This is a genomic window from Streptomyces sp. NPDC044704 (genome assembly GCF_056433525.1).
Genome location: NZ_JBWKGY010000006.1, coordinates 83,981 through 103,252 on the forward strand (window position 1 = coordinate 83,981; position 19,272 = coordinate 103,252).

Consider the following 19,272-nt stretch of genomic DNA (forward strand, 5'->3'; position numbering starts at 1 on the left):
GCCGGGCGGGGGTCAGGCGGGGCCGGGCACGAGGGTGTTCTCGGAGCGGCGGCCGGCCAGGTAGTCGGCCACGTTCCGGACGGTGGCCTCGATGATCTGGCCGACCGCGTCGCTCGTGTAGTACGCCTGGTGGGAGGTGACGACCACGTGGGGGAACGTGACGAGGCGGGCCAGGGTGTCGTCCTCGACGGCCTCCAGGGACTTGTCGAGGAAGAAGACCCCGGCCTCCGCCTCGTACACGTCCAGGCCGACCCCCGTGAAACGGCCCGCGCGCAGCTCCGTGACCAGGGCTTCCGTGTCGATCAGTCCGCCGCGGCTGGAGTTCACCAGGATCGCGTCGTCACGCATCGCCTTCAGGGCGGCCGAGTCGACGAGGTGGTGCGTGGACTCCAGCAGGGGCACGTGGAGGCTGATCAGGTCCGAGGAGGCGAACAGTTCCTCCTTGTCCACGTACTTCATGCCCAGTTCCGTGCAGGCCGGGTTCTCGGCGACGTCCCAGCCGAGGAGGTTCATCCCGAAGCCGTGCGCGATCCGGGTGAAGGCCTCGCCGATCTTGCCGGTGCCGAGGACGCCGACGGTGCGGCCGCGCATGTCGCGGCCCATGAGCCCGTTCAGACGGAAGTCGAAGTCCCGGGTGCGGATCGAGGCCCGGACGATCCGCCGGTTCACGGCCATCGCCAGGGTCCAGGCGAACTCGGCGACGGAGTAGGGCGAGTAGTACGAGACCCGGCCGACGGTCATGCCGAGCCGCCGGGCCACGTCCAGGTCGATGTTGTTGAAGCCGGTCGAGCGCTGGGCGATCATCCTGGTCCCGCCGGCGGCCAGGACGTGCAGCACCCGGGCGTTCAGGTCGGCGTTCACGCTGGAGGAGACGATCTCGTACCCGGCGGCGATGGGCGCGGTGTCCTCGCTCAGGAAGACGTCGAGGCAGCGGACCTCGTGCCCTCCGCGGAAGGCGCGCTCCAGGAGCGGCTTCTCGTCGGCGGTCACTCCGAAGGCCAGGATCTCCACGCGTACTCCCGTGCGGTAGGGCGGACCATGGGTCGTTTCGTCACGATACGACCCACGGTCGGCCCCTGCCCGGCAGCCCGGCCGGGGGCTCAGCCGAAGAAGACGCCGACCTCCTCGTAGAGCGCCGGGTCCACCGTCTTCAGCTTCGACGTGGCCTCGGCGATCGGCACCCGGACGATGTCCGTGCCCTTGAGCGCGACCATCTTGCCGAAGTCCCCGTCCCGCACCGCGTCGATGGCGTGCAGCCCGAAGCGGGTGGCCAGCCAGCGGTCGAAGGCGCTGGGCGTGCCGCCGCGCTGGATGTGCCCGAGGACCGTCGTACGGGCCTCCTTGCCGGTCCGCGCCTCGATCTCCTTGGCCAGCCATTCGCCGACTCCCGACAGGCGGACGTGCCCGAAGGAGTCGGTGGTGGCGTCCTTGAGCACGAGTTCGCCGTCGGTCGGCACCGCGCCCTCCGCGACGACCACGATCGGGGCGTAGCTCGCCTTGAAGCGGGAGGTGACCCAGGCGCAGACCTTGTCCATGTCGAAGCGCTGCTCCGGGATGAGGATGACGTTGGCGCCGCCCGCCAGGCCCGAGTGCAGGGCGATCCAGCCCGCGTGCCGGCCCATCACCTCGACGACCAGGACCCGCATGTGGGACTCGGCGGTGGTGTGCAGCCGGTCGATGGCCTCGGTGGCGATGCCGACGGCCGTGTCGAAGCCGAAGGTGTAGTCGGTGGCCGACAGGTCGTTGTCGATGGTCTTGGGCACGCCGACGCACGGAATGCCGTACTCCTCGTACAGCTTGGCGGCGACGCCCAGGGTGTCCTCGCCGCCGATCGCGATGAGGGCGTCGACCTCGAACTTGGCGAGGTTCTCCTTGATGGAGCGCACGCCGTTCTCCGTCTTGAACGGGTTGGTGCGCGAGGAGCCGAGGACGGTGCCGCCCCGGGGCAGGATCCCGCGGACCGCCGGGATGTCGAGCGGGACGGTGTCGCCCTCGACCGCTCCGCGCCAGCCGTCCTTGAACCCGACGAACCCGTAGTCGTACTCCTGCACGCCCTTGCGGACGACGGCCCTGATCACCGCGTTGAGTCCGGGGCAGTCGCCGCCGCCCGTGAGCACTCCGACCTTCATGGAATCTCCCTTCGCCATGACGGTCACGCTAGTGGTGACTCAGGTCACAGCAAGGGACCAGGAGGGGTCAATTCCGGTGGAATTACGGGGCGTTGCGTACACCGGTTCACTCGTACGAGGAAGTAAGTACGACCTTCGACACCCGGTTCGGCGGGTACGGCCCCACAGGCCCGGCCGGGCGTGGCCAGGTCAGGCGTCGTCGAGGCCGCGCTCTATGGCGTAGCGGACGAGCTCCACCCGGTTGTGCAGCTGGAGCTTGCCGAGGGTGTTCTGCACGTGGTTCTGCACCGTGCGGTGGGAGATGACCAGGCGTTCCGCGATCTGCTTGTACGAGAGCCCCTTGGCCACCAGCCGTAGGACCTCGGTCTCCCGGTCGGTCAGCTGCGGGGCCTTGGGCTCGTCGGCGGCGGCCGGCGCGGGGTCGGTGGCCAGGCGCCGGTACTCGCCGAGGACGAGGCCGGCCAGGCCGGGGGTGAACACCGGGTCGCCGGCGGCCGTGCGGCGGACCGCGTCGATGAGCTCCTGGGCGCCGGCGGACTTCAGCAGGTAGCCGGTCGCACCGGACTTCACCGCCTCCAGGACGTCCGCGTGCTCCCCGCTGGCCGACAGGACGAGCACGCGCAGCGCGGGATCGGCGCCGACGAGCTCCTTGCAGACCTGGACCCCGGGCATGCCCGGCAGGTTGAGGTCGAGGACCAGTACCTGCGGGGCGGCGGCGCGGGCCCGGCGCACCGCCTCCGGCCCGTCCCCGGCGGTGGCCACGACGTCGAAGCCCGCGGCGGCCAGGTCGCGCGCGACCGCGTCCCGCCACATCGGGTGGTCGTCGACGACCATCACCTTGATGTCCTGGAGCTCGTTGGGCTCGTTCACTGGGTGCTCCCCCTCGGTACTTTCAGTTCCACTTCGGTGCCCTGTCCGGGGACGGACACCAGCTCGGCGCTGCCGCCGAGGTCGCGCAGCCGGCCCCGGATGGACAGGGCCACGCCCATCCTGCCCTCGCCCTCCGCCTGGTCGAGCCGCCCGGACGGGATGCCGGGGCCGTCGTCCCGGACGGTGACGATCACCTCGTCACCCCAGTCCTCCACCAGGATCCAGGCGCGGGCGCCGTCCCCGGCGTGCTTGCGCACGTTGTCCAGGGCGGCCGCGACCGCGGCGGCCAGCTCCCGGGCCGCGGGCACCCGCAGCATCACCGGGGTGCCCGGCTCGGCGAAGCTCACCTTGGACCCGGCGTGCGGGGCGAGGAGCGACCGCAGGTCCAGCTCGCCCGTGTCGCCGTCGGCCTCGTCGACCTCGTACGTGTCCACGAGCGCGCCGAGCGACTCGTCGCGGGAGACCCGGGACGGGTGGACGAGCCCGCTGGAGACCAGCGTGCGCAGCGCCACCTCCTGCTCCCCCGCCATGCGGCCCAGTTCGGCGGCCTCGCCGCCCAGTTCGGTGCCGCGCCGCTGGACCATGGCGAGGACCTGGAGGACCCCGTCGTGGATGTCACGGGCGAGGCGCTCGCGCTCGCGGGTGGCCGCCTCGATCTCCAGGGCGCGGGCGAGGGTCGCCTCGCTGGCCCGGGCGACCTCGACGACGTAGCCGATGGCGATGGACGCGACCCACACCAGCAGGACGTTGTGCAGGGTGTCGCGGGTGGGGTCGCCGCCGTGGACGACGATGTTGGCGGCGGCCACGAACGACGAGGCGAACCCGGCCCAGCGCCAGCCGCCCTTGATGGCGAAGGCGAGGACCGAGCCCGCGGTCCAGATGCTCGGCAGGGTCGGGCCGCCCCCCACGATCCGCTCGTGGGTGTCGGCGAGCGGGGTGAGGAGGATTCCGGTCAGCGCGACGGTGAGGTCGGCGCCGAGGAAGCGCTTCGTGCAGCTGGCCGCGTTCGCGACCTTGGAGTGGGTGGCCAGCGTCCAGACCGCGAGGAGGACGAAGTAGCCGATCGCGACCCGGGGCCGGTCGAACTTCTCGTAGGAGAAGGCGAACAGCCCCACCGCGTAGACCATGGTGAGCAGCCGGTAGGCCGTCAGGGCGCGCCACAGCGGCTGTTCGACCGACATGCGTACGACGCGCTCGCGCTTCGCCATCTCCCCCACCCCCCGCGGACGGTACGTCCGCCGCCCGCCTACTCCGCGGCCTGGTCCCGCTGCTCGCCCTTGTCGGCCCTGTCGGCCTTGTCGGCCTTTTCGGCCTTGGCGGCCTTCTCGGCGTCGGCGATCTGGCGCTTGGCGGCCGTCGCGTAGATGTCGACGTACTCCTGGCCGGAAAGCTTCATGATCTCGTACATGACCTCGTCGGTCACCGAGCGGAGGATGAACCGGTCGCCGTCCATGCCGTGGTAGCGGCTGAAGTCGAGCGGCTTGCCGATCCGGATGCCCGGACGCATCAGCTTCGGGACCACCTTGCCGGGCGGCTGGATCTTCTCCGTGTCGATCATCGCCACCGGGATGACGGGGGCACCGGTGGCGAGCGCCACCCGGGCCAGGCCGCCGGGCTTGCCCCGGTAGAGCCGGCCGTCGGGTGAACGGGTCCCCTCGGGGTAGATACCGAACAGCTCCCCGCGTTCGATGACGTCGATGCCGCTCTTGATCGCGGCCTCGCCCGCACCGCGCGCTCCGGAGCGGTCCACCGGAAGCTGCCCGACGCCCTTGAAGAAGGCGGCCGTCAGCTTGCCCTTGACCCCGGGGGAGGTGAAGTACTCCGCCTTCGCGATGAAGGTGACCTTCCGGTCCAGCACGGCCGGAAGGAAGAAGGAGTCCGAGAAGGACAGGTGGTTGCTCGCGAGGATCGCCGGCCCCTCCGCGGGAATGTTCTCGAGGCCCTCCACCCAGGGCCTGAAGGCGAGCTTCAGGGACCCGCCGATGGAGAACTTCATTGCGCCGTAGATCAACTCGAAAGCCTTCCTGTGTCTGTCGAACAGACCTTATCTCCTGGCTCCGCCCGGAGCGGCCCGACGACCCTGGTCGGTGCCACCCCGGTCGCGTACGGTGAAGTCACACAGCGCAACCCTCCCCGTACCCCCGCGCATCCTGATCGACAAGGAGACTCTGGTGCCCGTCCTCCCTGGAGCAGAGCCGTTCCGCCACGAGGGCGGAGAGGTCGGCGTGCTTCTCTGCCACGGCTTCACCGGTTCGCCGCAGTCGCTCCGCCCCTGGGCCGAGTATCTGGCCGAGCGCGGACTGACCGTGTCGCTGCCGCTGCTGCCCGGGCACGGGACGCGCTGGCAGGACATGCAGCTCACGGGCTGGCAGGACTGGTACGCGGAGGTCGACCGCGCGCTGCGGGAGCTGCTGGACTCCTGCGAGCGGGTCTTCGTCTTCGGGCTGTCGATGGGCGGCGCGCTGACGCTGCGGCTGGCGGCCAAGCACGGGGACGCGATCAGCGGCATCGTCCTCGTCAACCCCGCCAACAAGGTGCACGACCCGCTCGCCGTCGCCCTGCCGGTGGCCAAGCACTTCATCCGCTCCACGCCGGGCATCGCCAGCGACATCGCCAAGCCCGGCTCGGTCGAGGTCGGCTACGACCGCGTCCCGACCCGGGCCGCGCACTCGCTGCGGAAGTTCTTCCAGCTGGTGGACGCCGAGCTGCCGCAGGTCACGCAGCCCGTCCTGCTGCTGCACAGCCCGCAGGACCACGTCGTGCCGCCCGTGGACTCGGCGCGCATCCTGGCCCGGGTGTCCTCCACAGACGTCACCGAGACCCTGCTGGAACAGAGCTACCACGTCGCGACGTTGGACCATGACGCGGAGCGGATCTTCGCGGACAGTTTCGCGTTCGTCGGCCGGCTCGCGGAGAGCGTCGGCAGGGAGGGGGCGGCCAGCGGTGGCTGAGCACGAGGAGTCGTCCGGGGGCGTTCCCCCGCTGGACGAGGAGGCGGCGTGGGCCGCGATCGTCGCCGGGTACGGGCAGGAGCCGCCGGACCCGCCCGGCGCCAGGCCGTTCCGGCCGATCGAGAACCTGATGCTGCCCGAGGAGGACGTGAAGCCGGCTCCGGCCGCGCCCGACGCGGACCAGGGCAAGGGCGCCGACCAGGGCAAGGGCGCCGATGCGGATCCCGCGCCGGCGCTGGGCAGTTCGGTGGTCTTCGCCCCCGGCGTGGGCATGGGCGGGGCGGGCACGGGTCCCCGGGACCACACGCCGGCCGAGCCCGGGGACGATGACCTGAGTCCGGCGGAGGAAGGTCACTTCGTCCCGCCGGAGCCGGAGCTTCCGCCCGCGGACACGACGACGAAGTTCGCGTGGCTGGCCGTGATCGGCGGCCCGGTGCTGCTGCTCCTGGCGGTGCTGTTCCAGTGGGACATGACCTGGTGGCTGACCACCCTGGGCATCGGCGGCTTCCTGGGCGGCTTCGCCACGCTGGTGGCCCGCATGTCGCAGGGCGACGACGACGAGGACGACGACCCGGGCCGCGGCGCGGTGGTCTGACCGCCCCGCCCGCCTCCCCCGGAAACCGCGGCGCCCGCGCCCCGGACCCCGGCCCACCGCCGGGTTCCGGGGCGCCGTGCGTGGGCGCCGGCGCTACGGCGTCGCCGGGAGGCGGAGTACGGCCAGGACCGGGAGGTGGTCGGTGGCCGCGCCCAGGTCGGACCGCGTCACCCCCGGCAGCCCGGACGGGACCCCGCAGGACAGGACCTCCACGCCCCGCGAGGCGAAGACCGCGTCGATGCGCCGGTCCGGGCCGCCCGGCGCCGCGGCCGGGAAGGTGTGCTCCCCGCCCCAGGGGGCGACCGTCCAGCAGTCCTGGAGGGCTCCGGCCAGGCGGCCGAAGGCGGCCCCGTCCGGGGTCTCGTTCACGTCGCCGCCGGCGATCACGTACGGGGCGTCCGTCGAGGCGACGCGGTCCAGCAGCATCTGCGTCTGCCCCGCCCGTTCCTCCCGGTCCAGGGACAGGTGGGCGCTGATCACCCCGAGGCGGACCGTCCCGAAGCGGACCACCGCCGTGGCGAAGCCGCGCCGGTGCCGGCCGGGGGTGAGCGGGAGCAGCACGTCCTCGGTGCGTTCCACGAAGGCCCGCAGCGAGCACAGCAGCAGCGGCCCGGCGGCCGTCGCTCCGCCGCCGAGGACCACGAGGTCGCTCTTCGCGGCCAGCCGGGCGGCGTGCTTGCGCCAGCGGAAGAACCGCGGGGCCTCCTGGGCGAGGACCAGGTCCGGCTCGCAGGCCCGGATCACCCGGGCGAGGGCGTCCTCGTCGTCGCGCAGTGAGCGGATGTTGTAGCTGAGTACCCGGATGACGGCGGAACCGTCGGGCTCCGTAAGGGACTTGGGCGGCAGGGGCGGCGTCGGGTCCATGCCCGCAACATACGCAGCCGCCCGCCGCTCCCCCAAGGGGCGCGGCGGGCGGTCACGGCAAAGGGCGGGTCAGCCCTGGCGGGCCAGGTCGGCCGCGCCGACGAGTCCGGCCTTGCCGCCGAGCTGCGCGGCCAGCACCTGCGCGTGCGGACGCCAGGCGCCGCCGATCAGCCAGCGCTTGAAGGACTTGCGGATCGGGTCGAGGACGAGGTCGCCCTCGTCCGAGACGCCGCCGCCGACGATGAACGCCGACGGGTCGAAGAGGGAGGCCAGGTCGGCCAGGCCCGCGCCGGCCCAACGGGCGAGCTCGCGGAAGGAGTCGACGGCCACCAGGTCGCCCTGGCGGGCGGCCTGGCTGATGTGCTTGCCCTCGATGCCCTCGGGGGTGCCGTCGCCGAGGCCGAGGAGGATCGTCGCGTTCTCCGGGGTGGCGTTGGCGCGCTGCCTGGCGTAGCGGACGAGGGCGCGGCCGGAGGCGTACTGCTCCCAGCAGCCCTGGCTGCCGCAGCCGCACAGCAGGCCGTCGGGGACGACCCGGATGTGGCCGAATTCGGCCGCGACGCCGAAGCGTCCGCGCCGCAGCTTGTTGCCGATGATGATGCCGCCGCCCAGGCCCGTGCCGAGCGTGATGCAGATGACGTCCTCGTGGCCCTGGCCGGCGCCGAAGCGGTACTCGCCCCAGGCCGCGCAGTTCGCGTCGTTCTCGACGACGACGGGGAGGCCGATGCGCTGCTCGACCTTGTCCTTGAGGGGCTCGTGCCGCCAGTGGATGTTCGGGGCGAAGAGCACGGTGGCGCGCTTGTCGTCCACGTATCCGGCGGCGCCGATGCCGACGGCTTCGATGGTGTGGCTGCTGCTGACTTCGGCGACGGCGGCGCAGATGGCCTCCGTCACCCCGTCCGCGGTCGGCGGGGTGGGCACCTTGTACGTCTCAAGGATGGTGCCCTCTTCGTCGACCACGCCGGCCGCGATCTTCGTGCCGCCGATGTCGACGCCGATGGTGAGTCCCATTAGTCCCTCGGTTTCCGGTCAAACCCCGCCAGGGCCCACCGTACCCGAGGCGGGCGGAGGATCAGTCGAGATCGATCCGCTCGGCCGGGCCGGCTTCGGGGCCCTCGTCGGGGCCGTGACCGGGGGCGCCGTCCGTTCGGGGGGCGGGTCCGGCGGGCGGCTCGTCGCGCGTCCAGCGGCGCTCGTGGCCCTCGACGGCCGAGCGGTAGGCGGCGAGGAGTTCCGAACCGGCGGCCGCGAGGTGGTCGAAGACCTCGGGGTTGCGTTCGATGACGGGCTTCGCGGCCGTCTTGGCCTGGCTGACGAACTGGCGCACGGCGTCCTGGGCGACGGCTCCGACGAGCGGGTTGTTCAGGGAGGAGACCTTGTCGGCCACGGCCTCGAAGAGCTTGAACAGTTCCTCGGCGGCGGTCCCGGTGCCGGCTCCCGCGCCGTCCCGTCCGGCGCGGCGGCGCTCCCGCTCGGCGGCGAGGTCCTCCTCGCAGGCCTTCGCCCAGGCGTCGTCGTCGGTGGGGCGGTCGGCGGTCTCGCTCATCGCGGACTCTCCTTGCGGGGCGTACGGTGCAGCCACCTTCGACCTTACCCGAACGGCGGTACGGGGATCAGTGCGCCCGGGGCCACAGCTGCGGGTCCGGGGTGAAGCGGACGCGGAGCACGCCGTCGGCGAGGGCGGCGCCGGAGACGGTGCAGCGGCGCAGCGCGGAGGGCAGCGGAACGATCCTGCGGTAGGGGCCCACCGCGAGGAGCAGCTCGTCCCCGCGCCGGACCAGGTCCAGCTCGCTCTTGACGGCCCGGGGCAGCGGCACCGCCCAGACGAGCACCCCGTCCTCGGCGCGCCGGTCCTCGACGGCCCAGTGGGGCCGGCCGGGGGCGGCCTCCGGGGCGAGCGGGCCGGCGGCGGCGAGGGCGGCCAGGTCCTCGGGGCCCTGCGGTTCCCGGCCGGGGTGGGGCAGGCCGACGACGGGCAGGTCCTTGCTCCACGCGGTGCGGAACGCCTCCTGCCGGGCGGCGATGCCGGCCACCCACGGGTCGGCGGAGTCCCGCGGTACGAGCCGGTTGGCGACCAGGTCGGCGACGGGCAGCCGGAGCAGGGCGAGCCCGAGCAGGCCGGTGCGCAGGGCGGCGTCGGCGGCGGGTCCGGGTTCGGCGACGACCCGGACCGCGGTGGTGTCCGCCTCGATGACGGCCTGGACGGCGGCGAGCTCCTCGTCCCAGCGGGCGGCGGCCTCGTACAGCCACTGGGCGGGCATCGGGACGCCGGCCAGCTGGGCCAGTACGGGGCGCAGGGCGCGGGCCGCCTGCCGTTCGGCGGGCAGCAGCCGGGCGAGGTAGCGGCGCAGCTGGGCGGGGAGGCCGAGGGTGGTGACGGTCTGGTGCAGCGGGGGCATGTCCACGACGACGAGGTCGGTGGCGGGTGCGGTGGCGGCCCGGCGCAGGGCGCGGAGCAGGGCGAACTGTTCGGCGCCGGGCAGTTCGGTGAGTTCCTCGGCGCCGAGCGGGCGGCCGCCGAGCATGCCGATGAGGGCGGCGCCGCGCTCCTGGAGGGCGACGAGCTCGGTACGGAACTCCGCGCCGGAGTCGATCCCGGCGAACCGCAGCCCGGGCACGGGGCCGGGGTCTGCCGCGGGGTCCCCGGACACCAGGACCACCCGCTGCCCGGCGCGGGCCGCGGCGAGCGCGGTGGCGGCGGCGACGGTGGTCCGCCCCGCCCCTCCGGGGCCGGTGATCAGCAGGGTGCGGGGCATGGTTCTCCTTCGTACGTACCACCGGGCCTCACGGGACGGGCACCGCCCGAGGGGTCCGGGCCCGCCCGGGGAGGCCGGCCCCACCCGGAGCGACCGGGCACCGCCCCGGGATCCGGCCACCACGCAGAGGGGCCGGCCGCCCGGAGGGCAGGGCGCCGCCCAGGGGGGCCTGTCCCGCCCGGAGAAGCCGGCCACCCGGAGGGACCGGGTACCGCCCGGAGGGGCCCACCGCTCAGCGGGGTCGGCCGCTCACGGGGCTGGGTGGTGCTCCGCGCCGTTCGGGGGTGGGGTCGCCCCGGGGGGTCAGGTGGATTCGACGCGCTTCTTCAGGCCCGCCAGCGCGCGGTCGATGATGACCTTCTCCGCCTTGCGCTTGATCATGCCGAGCATCGGGATCTTGACGTCCACGGTCAGCTGGTAGGTGACCTCCGTGCGGCGGCCGCCGTCCAGCGGAGCCAGCCGGTACGAGCCGTCCAGCTGCCGCAGCATCTGGGACTTGTCCAGCGTCCAGCTGACCTCGTCGGAGCCCTTCCAGGCGTACGCGAGGGTGTGGTCGTCCTTGATCGCGCCGGCGTCGAGCAGCAGCCGCACCTTCTCGGCGCGGCCCTCGGCGTCGGTGGCGAGCACCTCGGCCTCCTTCACCTCGCCGGTCCACTCGGGGTAGCGGGCGAAGTCGGCGATCACGGCCATGACGTCGGCCGGCGAGGCCTCGATCGTGATGCTCGAGCTGGTGTGTTCCGCCATCGCGGTCGCTCCTCCGGGGAGTATTCGACAAGTGTGCGGGAGGCCTCCGGCCGCCGCGTGAAGGCTACCGCGCGTGTGGGTGCGGCCACTCCAGCACCTCCCGTCACCCCGCCGTCACCATTCCAGGGCCCACGGCCGCCCGGTCGCCGCGAAGTGGCCGACGTTCACGCATTCCGTGCCGCCGATCCGCATGCGCCGCGCCAGCGGCTGGTGGACGTGCCCGAACAGCGCGTACCGCGGCCTGGTCCGGCGGATCGCCGCCAGCAGGGCCTCGCTGCCCCGCTCGAAGCGGCGGGCCACGGTGTCGTAGCAGAGCTCGGGGACCTCGGGCGGGATGTGCGAGCACAGCACGTCCACCTCGCCCAGCGCCTCCACCTTGGCGGCGTACTCCTCCTCGTCGACCTCGTACGGCGTGCGCATCGGGGACGGCAGTCCGCCGCCGACGAAGCCGAAGACCCGGCCGCCGATCTCCACGCGCTGGCCGTCGAGGACGGTCGTGCCGGGTCCCGCGTACTCCGGCCAGAGGGCCGGGACGTCGACGTTGCCGTAGGTGGCGTACGTCGGGGCGGGGAACGCGGCGAACATCTGGGCGTACTGGCGCCGTACGGCGTCCTCGATCAGCCGGTCCCGGTCCAGGCCTTCCCACAGCCGGCGGCCGAAATCGCGTGCCTCCGCGAACCTGCGCGCCGTGCGCAGTGCGACGATCCGGTGGGCGTTCTCGATGCCGAAGAGGTCGGGGAAGATGCCGCGCGAGTGGTCGGCGTAGTCGAGGAAGAGCACCAGGTCACCGAGGCAGATCAGCGCGTCGGCGCCGTCCTTGGCCCGTGCGAGCGCTTCGGCGTTGCCGTGGACGTCGCTGACGACGTGGACCCGCGTACGACTCTTGCTGCCACCCATGCCGCCACCCTAGGGGGGACCGGCCCGGACGGGTAGAGCAGCCCTGGAAGCCTGCCGGACCTGCGGTTACTTCCTAGTCGCAAACAGGGTCGACTAGTGTCGGCATCGCCGTTAGCGGGCGTACGGCGTACTGGCAATGTCTGACGATGTACAGAATGTGACGCACGGAACATCTGGCCGGTTCCCTCTATCCGGAACCCACTACCGGTGGGTAACGTCCGGTCGGTCCACACGGTGGCGATGGCGCCCAGAGGAGCAGCAGTCTTGCGCGAGTTCAGCCTTCCGGCTCTGTACGAGGTCCCGTCGGACGGGAACCTGACGGATCTCATCCGCCGCAACGCCGCTCAGCATCCCGACACTGCCGTCATGAGCCGCAAGGCCGACGGCCGGTGGCAGGACGTGACCGCGACGGAGTTCCTCGCCGAGGTGCGCGCCGCCGCCAAGGGGCTGATCGCGGCGGGCGTCCGGCCCGGCGACCGCGTCGCCCTGATCTCCCGCACCCGCTACGAGTGGGTGCTGATCGACTTCGCGATCTGGAGCGCGGGCGCGGTCACCGTCCCCGTGTACGAGACCAGCTCCCCCGAGCAGATCCAGTGGATCCTCGGCGACTCCGGCGCCGTCGCCGCGATCGTCGAGAGCCCCGGCCACACCAAGGCCGTCACCTCGCTGCGCGACCGCCTGCCGGAGCTGCGCGAGGTCTGGGAGATCGAGCAGGGCGCGCTCCAGGCGCTGAAGGACGCGGGCGCCGGCGTCACCGACGCGGAGGTCGACGAGCGCAGCGGTCTGGCGAACGCCGACGACCCGGCGACCATCGTCTACACCTCGGGCACCACCGGCCGCCCCAAGGGCTGCGTGCTGTCCCACCGCAACTTCTTCGCCGAGTGCGGGAACGCGGTCGAGCGGCTGAAGCCGCTGTTCAAGACCGGCGAGTGTTCGGTGCTGCTGTTCCTCCCGGCCGCGCACGTCTTCGGGCGCCTGGTGGAGGTCGCGGCCGTGCTGGCGCCGATCCGGCTGGGCTGCGTACCGGACATCAAGAACCTGACCGACGAGCTGCAGTCGTTCCGGCCGACGCTGATCCTCGGCGTGCCGCGCGTCTTCGAGAAGGTCTACAACTCGGCGCGCGCCAAGGCGCAGGCCGACGGCAAGGGCAAGATCTTCGACGCGGCGGCCGAGACGGCGATCGCGTACAGCCGGGCGCTGGACACCCCGCGCGGGCCGTCCTTCGGGCTGAAGCTCAAGCACAAGCTGTTCTCGAAGCTCGTCTACAGCAAGCTGCACGCGGTCCTCGGCGGGCGCGGCGAGTACGCGATCTCCGGCGGCGCCCCGCTGGGCGAGCGGCTCGGGCACTTCTTCCGCGGCATCGGCTTCACGGTGCTGGAGGGCTACGGCCTGACCGAGTCCTGCGCGGCCACCACCTTCAACCCGTGGGACAAGCAGAAGATCGGTACGGTCGGCCAGCCCATGCCGGGTTCCGTGGTGCGCATCGCGGACGACGGCGAGGTGCTGCTGCACGGCGAGCAGATCTTCACCGGGTACTGGAAGAACGAGGCGGCGACCGCCGAGGCGCTGACCGACGGCTGGTTCCACACGGGCGACGTCGGCACCCTCGACGAGGACGGCTACCTCACGATCACCGGCCGCAAGAAGGAACTCATCGTCACGGCGGGCGGCAAGAACGTCGCCCCCGCCGTGATCGAGGACCGGATCCGTGCGCACGCGCTGGTCGCGGAGTGCATGGTGGTCGGCGACGCCCGGCCGTTCGTGGCCGCACTGGTCACCATCGACGAGGAGTTCCTCGGCCGCTGGGCCGCGGAGCACGGCAAGCCGGCGGGCGTGACGGCGGCGGAGCTGCGTGAGGACGCGGACCTGATCGCCGCCGTCCAGCAGGCCGTGGACGACGGCAACGCGGCGGTTTCCAAGGCGGAATCGGTGCGGAAATTCCGCATTCTGCCCTCCCAGTTCACGGAGGAGTCGGGCCACATCACGCCGTCGCTGAAGCTCAAGCGGAACGTGGTGGCGAAGGACTTCGCGGACGAGATCGAGTCCCTGTACCGGAGCTGACGGAACCCGTACCGGGGCTGACGGTCACGGCACTAGTGCCGTGGCCGGGAAGGTTCGCCGGGTCGCGGCACTAGCGCGGGTCCTCGGCGAGGATCCGCGCCATGTTCCGTTCCGCGAGGGCCGTGATGGTCACGAACGGGTTCACCCCGAGCGAGCCGGGCACCAGCGAGCCGTCGACGACGTACAGGCCCTGGTAGCCCTTGGCGCGGCCGTGGTCGTCCGTGGCCCGGCCGAGGACGCAGCCGCCCAGCGGGTGGTAGGTGAAGTCGTCGGCGAAGGCCCGGTTGCCGCCGAAGAGGTCGTGCCGGTAGACGGTGACGTTCCTGCGGTTGATGCGGTCGAAGAGGTTCTTGGCCGCGTTCACGGACGGGGCGTTCTGCTCCCGTCTCCACTGGAGCTTCGCGGAGTCACTGGCGGCGTCGTACGTGAAGTGCCCGCGCTCCGGGTTCCTGGTGATGGCGAGGTACATCGAGATCCAGTGCTCGAAGCCCATGGGCAGCGGGGCGATCTCGGCGAAGACCGGGTTGGCGGCGTTGTCCCAGTCGTCGATGCCGAGGGCGGGCATGGTGGCCTGGTTGGCGCCGACGGTGTCCCAGATGTGGTTGGCGCGGGCCGTCATGACGTTGCCGTTGGGTCCCCAGCCGAGACCGACCTGGTCGTTCAGCGCGGGCAGGGTGCCGGTCTCGCGGGCGCGCAGCAGGATCTCGGTGGTGCCGAGGCTGCCGGCGCCGAGGAAGAGCTGCCGGCAGCCGAGCTCGCGCACCTGGGTGACGCGGCCGGTGAGGTCGCTGGTGCGGACCGTGAGGACGTAGCCGCCCGCCGGGTCGGGGCGTACGCCGACCACGCGCTGCATGGTCTCGATGGTGACGTTGCCGGTGCCGAGGGCGGCGGCGAGGTAGGTCTTGTCGACGCTCTTCTTGCCGTGGTTGTTGCCGTAGATGACCTCGCCCGCGAGCGCGGAGCGGGTGGCGGTGCCGGCGGCCTCGCGCTTCATGTAGGCGAAGTCGTAGACGTTGGGCACGAACACGGTCTTCAGGCCGGTGTTGTGGGCGTGCTTGCGGGAGGTCCGGGCGAAGCGGTACCACTCGGTGGACTCGAACCAGGCGGGGTCGATGTCGTTGACGCCGAGCATGGCGCGGGCGCGCGGGTAGTAGGTGCCGTACATCTCGTCGGCGTCGACCTGGGGCAGCACCTCGGAGAAGTACGAGCGGCGCGGGGTCGGCGCCATGCCCCCGTTGACGAGGGAGCCGCCGCCCACGCCGCGGCCCACGTACACGGACATGGCCCCGTAGTTCACCCGGTCCAGGACGCCGGGGTACGGGCTGATGTCGCGGTTGACCACGTCGAGCCAGAGGAACTGGGCGAGCGGGGCCTCGGTGCGGGTGCGGAACCACATGGAGCGGTGGTCGGGCGCCGAGGTGGCCGGGAAGACCTTGCCGTCGGGGCCGGGGGTGTCCCACAGCCGCCCCATTTCGAGGACGACGGTGCGTACGCCCGCCTGCCCGAGGCGCAGGGCGGCGACGGCGGATCCGTAGCCGGAGCCGACGACGATCGCGGGGGCGTACCGCGCGGGCGGCGGCTCGGCGGCCGCGGCGGAGGAGAGTCCGATGCGGGTGAAGCCGAGCGCGGCGGCGGTCTGGAGGGCGCCGAGCCCCAGAACATGACGACGCGTCAGGTTTGGTGTCATGGCCGCATCATGAGCGGATTGCGCCCAACCGGCCATAACCCGCACTGACACGCTTCTGAGTGACAGTCAGACATGGCTCGACCGTATGCGGACCCCGGTGGAGCCCGCCCGGTTCGCCGGACTCCGCCCGCGCCGGGGCCCCCAGGGGCGATAATCCCCCTCCGCGCGGAAAGGGGGCCCGCCCGCCGCGGTCACAGCAGCTCGCGCAGCCGTTCCGCCAGGAGGTCCCACCGCCACTTCTCCTCGACCCAGGCCCGGCCCCGCTCCCCCATGCGGCGGCGCAGTTCCGGGTCCCGGAGCAGGGCCGTGATCCGGTCCGCCGCGTCCTCGGCGGAGCCGCCGCGGACCACCCAGCCCGTCTCCCCGTCCAGCACCGCGTCCGGGGCCCCGCCGGAGTCGCCGGCGACCACCGGCAGGCCCGTCGCGGAGGCCTCCAGGTAGACGATGCCGAGTCCCTCGACGTCCAGACCGCCGCGCCGGGTCCGGCACGGCATCGCGAACACGTCGCCCGCCCCGTAGTGGGCCGGAAGTTCGGCCCACGGCACGGCCCCGGTGAAGACCACCGATCCGGCGACCCCGGTCGACTCCGCGAGTGCGCGCAGGTCCGCCTCGTACGGCCCGCCGCCCACGATCAGCAGCACCGCGTCCGGCACCGACGCCAGGATCCGGGGCATCGCCTCGATCAGGGTGTCCTGCCCCTTGCGCGGGACCAGCCGCGAGACGCACACCACCACCGGCCGGTCGGTCAGGCCCAGCCGGGCCCGCACCTCGGCCCCGCCCGACCCCGGGTGGAAGGTCTTCTCGTCCACCCCCGGCGGGAGCTGGACCATCCGCGCCGCCGCCCGGTCGGTCACCGCCGAGGCGATCCGCGAGCGCGTGTACTCCCCCAGGTAGGTCAGCGTGTCCGTGCCCTCGCCGATGCGCCGCAGCAGCTGCCGCGCCGCCGGGAGCTGCGCCCAGCCGGCCTCGTGCCCGTGCGTGGTGGCGACCAGCCGGCGCGCGCCGGCGCGGCGCAGCGCCGGGCCCATCAGGCCCAGCGGGGCCGCCGCCCCGAACCACACGGACTCGCAGCCGTGTTCGCGCAGCAGGCCCACCGCCCGGCGGGTCACCCGGGGGGTCGGCAGCAGCATCGTCGTACGGTCGCGCACCACCCGGAACGGCTGCTCCGCGTCGAAGGCGGCGGTGGCGGCGCGGCCTTCCTCGCCGTGCTTCCAGGTGGAGGCGTAGACCACGATCCGGTCGGGGTCCAGCCGCAGCGCCATGTTGTGCAGGAAGGCCTGGATGCCGCCCGGGCGCGGGGGGAAGTCGTTGGTCACGATCAGCGTCTTGTGCATCACCGGCCAAAGTACCGGACGCGGCCGGGGCGACCGCCGGGACGCCGGGGCCACGGCACTAGCCGGTGGTGCCGCCGAGCTCCGTGCGCAGTGCCGCCCGCCAGGCGGTGGTCAGGCCCGCCAGGTCCCCGCCGACCGTGTCCGCGAGGGCGGTCGGCAGCGGTTCGCGTCCGGCCCGTTCGTACAGGTCGACGAGCGTGGCCTCGCCCCACTTGCCGGCGATGAGCCGGCAGGCCAGCCAGGCGCCCTCGTACGCCCGGGCCAGCGCGTCCGGGTCGCCGCCGAAGGCGAAGTCCCCGTCCGACGGGAGCCCGGCGGGCAGCTCGCCGCGCCGCACGGCCCGGCCGAGGGCGGGCGCGGCCTCGGCCGGGGGCGGGCCGCCGCCCCGGTACGCCGCCCAGTCCGCGAAGCCTTCCGACAGCCACAGCGGGGTCCTCGCGGTGGTGGCGGCGCGGGTCGCGACGTGGGTGGTCTCGTGGGTCAGGACGATCCGCCGCCCCTGCCCGGAAAGCTGCGCGTACCCCTCCGGGTTGACGACGACCCGGTCGGCGGGGGCCGGTCCGGGGCCGGTGCGGCCCGTGGTGACGGCCCCCATGCCCCGGTAGGCGTCGGCGGGCCGGCCCAGCAGCGCGGCCATCGCGTCGAGGGTCCCCGGGACCAGCACCACCACCCGGCCCGCCCATGTCCCGGGCCAGGCGGCGCTCACCGCGGGCACGGCCCGGTCGGCCTCCTGCGCGATGCCCGACAGGGTCTGCGGGCTCTGTCCGACGCCGAGCACGAGCGCGTGCGCGCCCCGGGCCACGGCCGGGTCGCCCTGGTCCCACAGCTGCGGCGGGGCCCCGGGCGCGGGCCGGTCGCCGTCGACCCGCCAGCCGGCCGCGCCCCGGGTCAGCTCCACCTCGCGGTCCGCCTCGGCGGGGGCGGTGTCGTAGCCGGCGAGGGCGTAGCGCAGCCGGGCCCGCGCGTGGGCCCGTACGCCGTCCCGCCGGACCGAGGTGACCTCGTAGGACCAGCCCTCCAGCGGGATCCCGGCGAGCCGTGCGGGCGGTGCCGCGGACCAGTCGGCGACGGCCCGCCGGACCTCGCGCTCGGGGGCGCCGGCCGGGGCGGGCGCCGTGCACCCGGCGACCGCGAGCAGGCACGGCAGCAGGAGGCGGACGACGGCACGGCGCAGGGGGCTCACCGGCCGATCGTACGCACCGGGCCGGCCGGGGCGTCCTACGGCCGGGTCACCGAGGACACCGGCATCATCCCGACCGGGTCGTAGCGCACCCGCGCCCCCGGGTAGGGGGCGTGGACGACCTGCCCGTTGCCGACGTACATGCCGACGTGGCTGGCGTCCGAGCGGTACGTGACGAGGTCCCCGGGCTGTGCCTGCGAGAGCGGGACCTGCCGGCCTGCGTGCCGCTGGGCCTGGGAGGTGCGCGGCAGGGCCACGCCCGCCTGCCGGTACGACCACACCATCAGCCCGGAGCAGTCGAAGCCGGAGGGGCCGGTGGAGCCCCACACGTACGGGCGCCCCACGGCGGCGCGGGCGGCCATCACGGCGGTCATGGCCCGGCCCGAGGCGTGGCCGGAGGCGGGCGGCTCGGGCGGCGCGCCGGGCCGGCCGCCGGAGCGCGAGGCCCGCTCGAAGTCGGCCCGCTCCCCGGAGGGCATCGCGTTGAGGAGGCGGCGGGCGGCGGCGAGCTTCGCTGTGACGGAGCGCTTGTGCCGGGCCACGTCCGCGCGCAGGGAGTCGAGTTCGGCGAGCTTGTGGGAGGCCTCCTGGCGCTGCTGGCCGATGCGGCGCTGTTCCTCGCGGAGTTCGCCCAGCTGGCGGGCCTGGCGGCCGCTGAGCCGGCTCAGGACGGCGGCCTTGTCGAGGTAGTCGTCGGGGTCCTCCGACAGCATCAGCTCGACGGTGGGGTCGAGGCCGCCGGAGCGGTACTGGGCTCCGGCGAAGGTCGCGAGGACCCCGCGCATGGTGTTGATCCGGTCCTGGCCGCGGGCCACCGCGTCCTGGGCCCGGCCGATCTCGGCCCGGAGCCGGTCGGCCTTCTCCCCGGCCTCGTTGAACTGCTCGGTGGCCTGCTCGGCCTCCTCGAAGAGCCGGTCGACCTGGGCCCGGGAACCCGAGGGCTCCTGCGGGGCCGCGCCGGCGGGTGCGCCCGTCATGGCTACGGCGGCGGTGGCCGCCGCGGCGGTGAAAACGGTGACCTTGGTGTTCCGGGCGGGGCTGGTGAGCCCGGGCCGGCGATGGGACGCCACGTGGAACCGCTCCCTTCCGCTGCGCGGGGCCCGGGTCCGCCCCCCGTGGACGGCCGTGTGCCGGGGTTCCGCGCTGGCAGACAGTAGCCGCGCGACCACGCACCGGCCAACGACCGCCGACGGGCCGGCACGCC

The 19,272-nt window shown here is 73.4% G+C and carries 18 protein-coding genes; 3 read left to right on the forward strand and 15 right to left on the reverse strand.

Going from position 1 to position 19,272, the window contains the following annotated elements:
- Nucleotides 1-12: 12 nt before the first annotated feature.
- The 5 genes from AC07B0_RS17160 to AC07B0_RS17180 all read right to left on the reverse strand — a co-directional run bounded on the left by AC07B0_RS17160 (nt 13) and on the right by AC07B0_RS17180 (nt 4,995).
- Nucleotides 13-1,011: a 2-hydroxyacid dehydrogenase gene (locus tag AC07B0_RS17160; RefSeq protein WP_478898527.1), complete on the reverse strand. Its 999-nt coding sequence runs from the start codon at nt 1,009-1,011 to the stop codon at nt 13-15.
- Nucleotides 1,012-1,100: 89 nt separating this feature from the next.
- On the reverse strand, nt 1,101-2,129 hold the full coding sequence (locus tag AC07B0_RS17165; RefSeq protein ID WP_356878853.1) for a 6-phosphofructokinase: 1,029 nt from the start codon (nt 2,127-2,129) through the stop codon (nt 1,101-1,103).
- Between the two features lie 189 nt (nt 2,130-2,318).
- Nucleotides 2,319-2,963, reverse strand: coding sequence for a response regulator transcription factor (locus tag AC07B0_RS17170; protein ID WP_356878851.1), 645 nt, complete (start codon nt 2,961-2,963; stop codon nt 2,319-2,321).
- Between the two features lie 32 nt (nt 2,964-2,995).
- Nucleotides 2,996-4,207, reverse strand: a complete 1,212-nt coding sequence (gene macS / locus AC07B0_RS17175) for a MacS family sensor histidine kinase (protein ID WP_356878765.1) — start codon at nt 4,205-4,207, stop codon at nt 2,996-2,998.
- A gap of 38 nt (nt 4,208-4,245) precedes the next feature.
- Nucleotides 4,246-4,995 (reverse strand): lysophospholipid acyltransferase family protein, encoded by a 750-nt coding sequence (locus tag AC07B0_RS17180; RefSeq protein WP_356878849.1) that lies wholly within the window; start codon nt 4,993-4,995, stop codon nt 4,246-4,248.
- A 175-nt stretch (nt 4,996-5,170) separates the two neighbouring features.
- On the opposite strand from AC07B0_RS17180, the gene AC07B0_RS17185 reads away from it, so the two are divergent.
- Nucleotides 5,171-5,950 (forward strand): alpha/beta hydrolase, encoded by a 780-nt coding sequence (locus AC07B0_RS17185; protein ID WP_356878763.1) that lies wholly within the window; start codon nt 5,171-5,173, stop codon nt 5,948-5,950.
- Nucleotides 5,943-6,545 (forward strand): hypothetical protein, encoded by a 603-nt coding sequence (locus AC07B0_RS17190; RefSeq protein ID WP_478898528.1) that lies wholly within the window; start codon nt 5,943-5,945, stop codon nt 6,543-6,545. The genes AC07B0_RS17185 and AC07B0_RS17190 overlap by 8 nt, the downstream gene beginning before the upstream one ends.
- A gap of 93 nt (nt 6,546-6,638) precedes the next feature.
- Here AC07B0_RS17190 and AC07B0_RS17195 read toward each other — a convergent pair whose 3' ends face one another.
- The 6 genes from AC07B0_RS17195 to AC07B0_RS17220 form a co-directional block, all read right to left on the reverse strand.
- Entirely contained in the window at nt 6,639-7,409 is a 771-nt protein-coding gene (locus AC07B0_RS17195) for an endonuclease/exonuclease/phosphatase family protein (protein ID WP_469379982.1), read from the reverse strand.
- A gap of 69 nt (nt 7,410-7,478) precedes the next feature.
- On the reverse strand, nt 7,479-8,420 hold the full coding sequence (locus AC07B0_RS17200) for an ROK family glucokinase (RefSeq protein WP_356878757.1): 942 nt from the start codon (nt 8,418-8,420) through the stop codon (nt 7,479-7,481).
- Between the two features lie 61 nt (nt 8,421-8,481).
- Nucleotides 8,482-8,955, reverse strand: coding sequence for a DUF5304 domain-containing protein (locus AC07B0_RS17205; RefSeq protein WP_467291048.1), 474 nt, complete (start codon nt 8,953-8,955; stop codon nt 8,482-8,484).
- Between the two features lie 67 nt (nt 8,956-9,022).
- Nucleotides 9,023-10,165, reverse strand: coding sequence for an ArsA family ATPase (locus tag AC07B0_RS17210; protein WP_478898529.1), 1,143 nt, complete (start codon nt 10,163-10,165; stop codon nt 9,023-9,025).
- 303 nt (nt 10,166-10,468) lie between these two features.
- The gene (locus AC07B0_RS17215) at nt 10,469-10,909 is read right to left on the reverse strand and encodes an SRPBCC family protein (RefSeq protein ID WP_356878751.1); all 441 of its coding nucleotides are present in this window, start codon (nt 10,907-10,909) and stop codon (nt 10,469-10,471) included.
- A 114-nt stretch (nt 10,910-11,023) separates the two neighbouring features.
- Entirely contained in the window at nt 11,024-11,806 is a 783-nt protein-coding gene (locus AC07B0_RS17220) for a metallophosphoesterase family protein (RefSeq protein WP_469379975.1), read from the reverse strand.
- A 264-nt stretch (nt 11,807-12,070) separates the two neighbouring features.
- Here AC07B0_RS17220 and AC07B0_RS17225 point away from each other — a divergent pair, with 264 nt between their 5' ends.
- The gene (locus AC07B0_RS17225; RefSeq protein ID WP_356878747.1) at nt 12,071-13,867 is read left to right on the forward strand and encodes an AMP-dependent synthetase/ligase; all 1,797 of its coding nucleotides are present in this window, start codon (nt 12,071-12,073) and stop codon (nt 13,865-13,867) included.
- Nucleotides 13,868-13,937: 70 nt separating this feature from the next.
- Here the strand turns inward: AC07B0_RS17225 and AC07B0_RS17230 are convergent, their stop codons facing one another.
- The 4 genes from AC07B0_RS17230 to AC07B0_RS17245 form a co-directional block, all read right to left on the reverse strand.
- Nucleotides 13,938-15,554 (reverse strand): GMC oxidoreductase, encoded by a 1,617-nt coding sequence (locus AC07B0_RS17230; protein ID WP_356878745.1) that lies wholly within the window; start codon nt 15,552-15,554, stop codon nt 13,938-13,940.
- Between the two features lie 191 nt (nt 15,555-15,745).
- Nucleotides 15,746-16,888, reverse strand: coding sequence for a glycosyltransferase family 4 protein (locus tag AC07B0_RS17235; RefSeq protein ID WP_356878743.1), 1,143 nt, complete (start codon nt 16,886-16,888; stop codon nt 15,746-15,748).
- A gap of 58 nt (nt 16,889-16,946) precedes the next feature.
- Complete coding sequence (locus AC07B0_RS17240; protein WP_478898530.1) at nt 16,947-18,071, reverse strand: hypothetical protein; 1,125 nt, start codon at nt 18,069-18,071, stop codon at nt 16,947-16,949.
- 35 nt (nt 18,072-18,106) lie between these two features.
- A complete protein-coding gene (locus tag AC07B0_RS17245) occupies nt 18,107-19,138 on the reverse strand; it encodes a C40 family peptidase (protein ID WP_478898531.1) in 1,032 nt (343 codons plus the stop codon).
- Nucleotides 19,139-19,272: the final 134 nt, after the last annotated feature.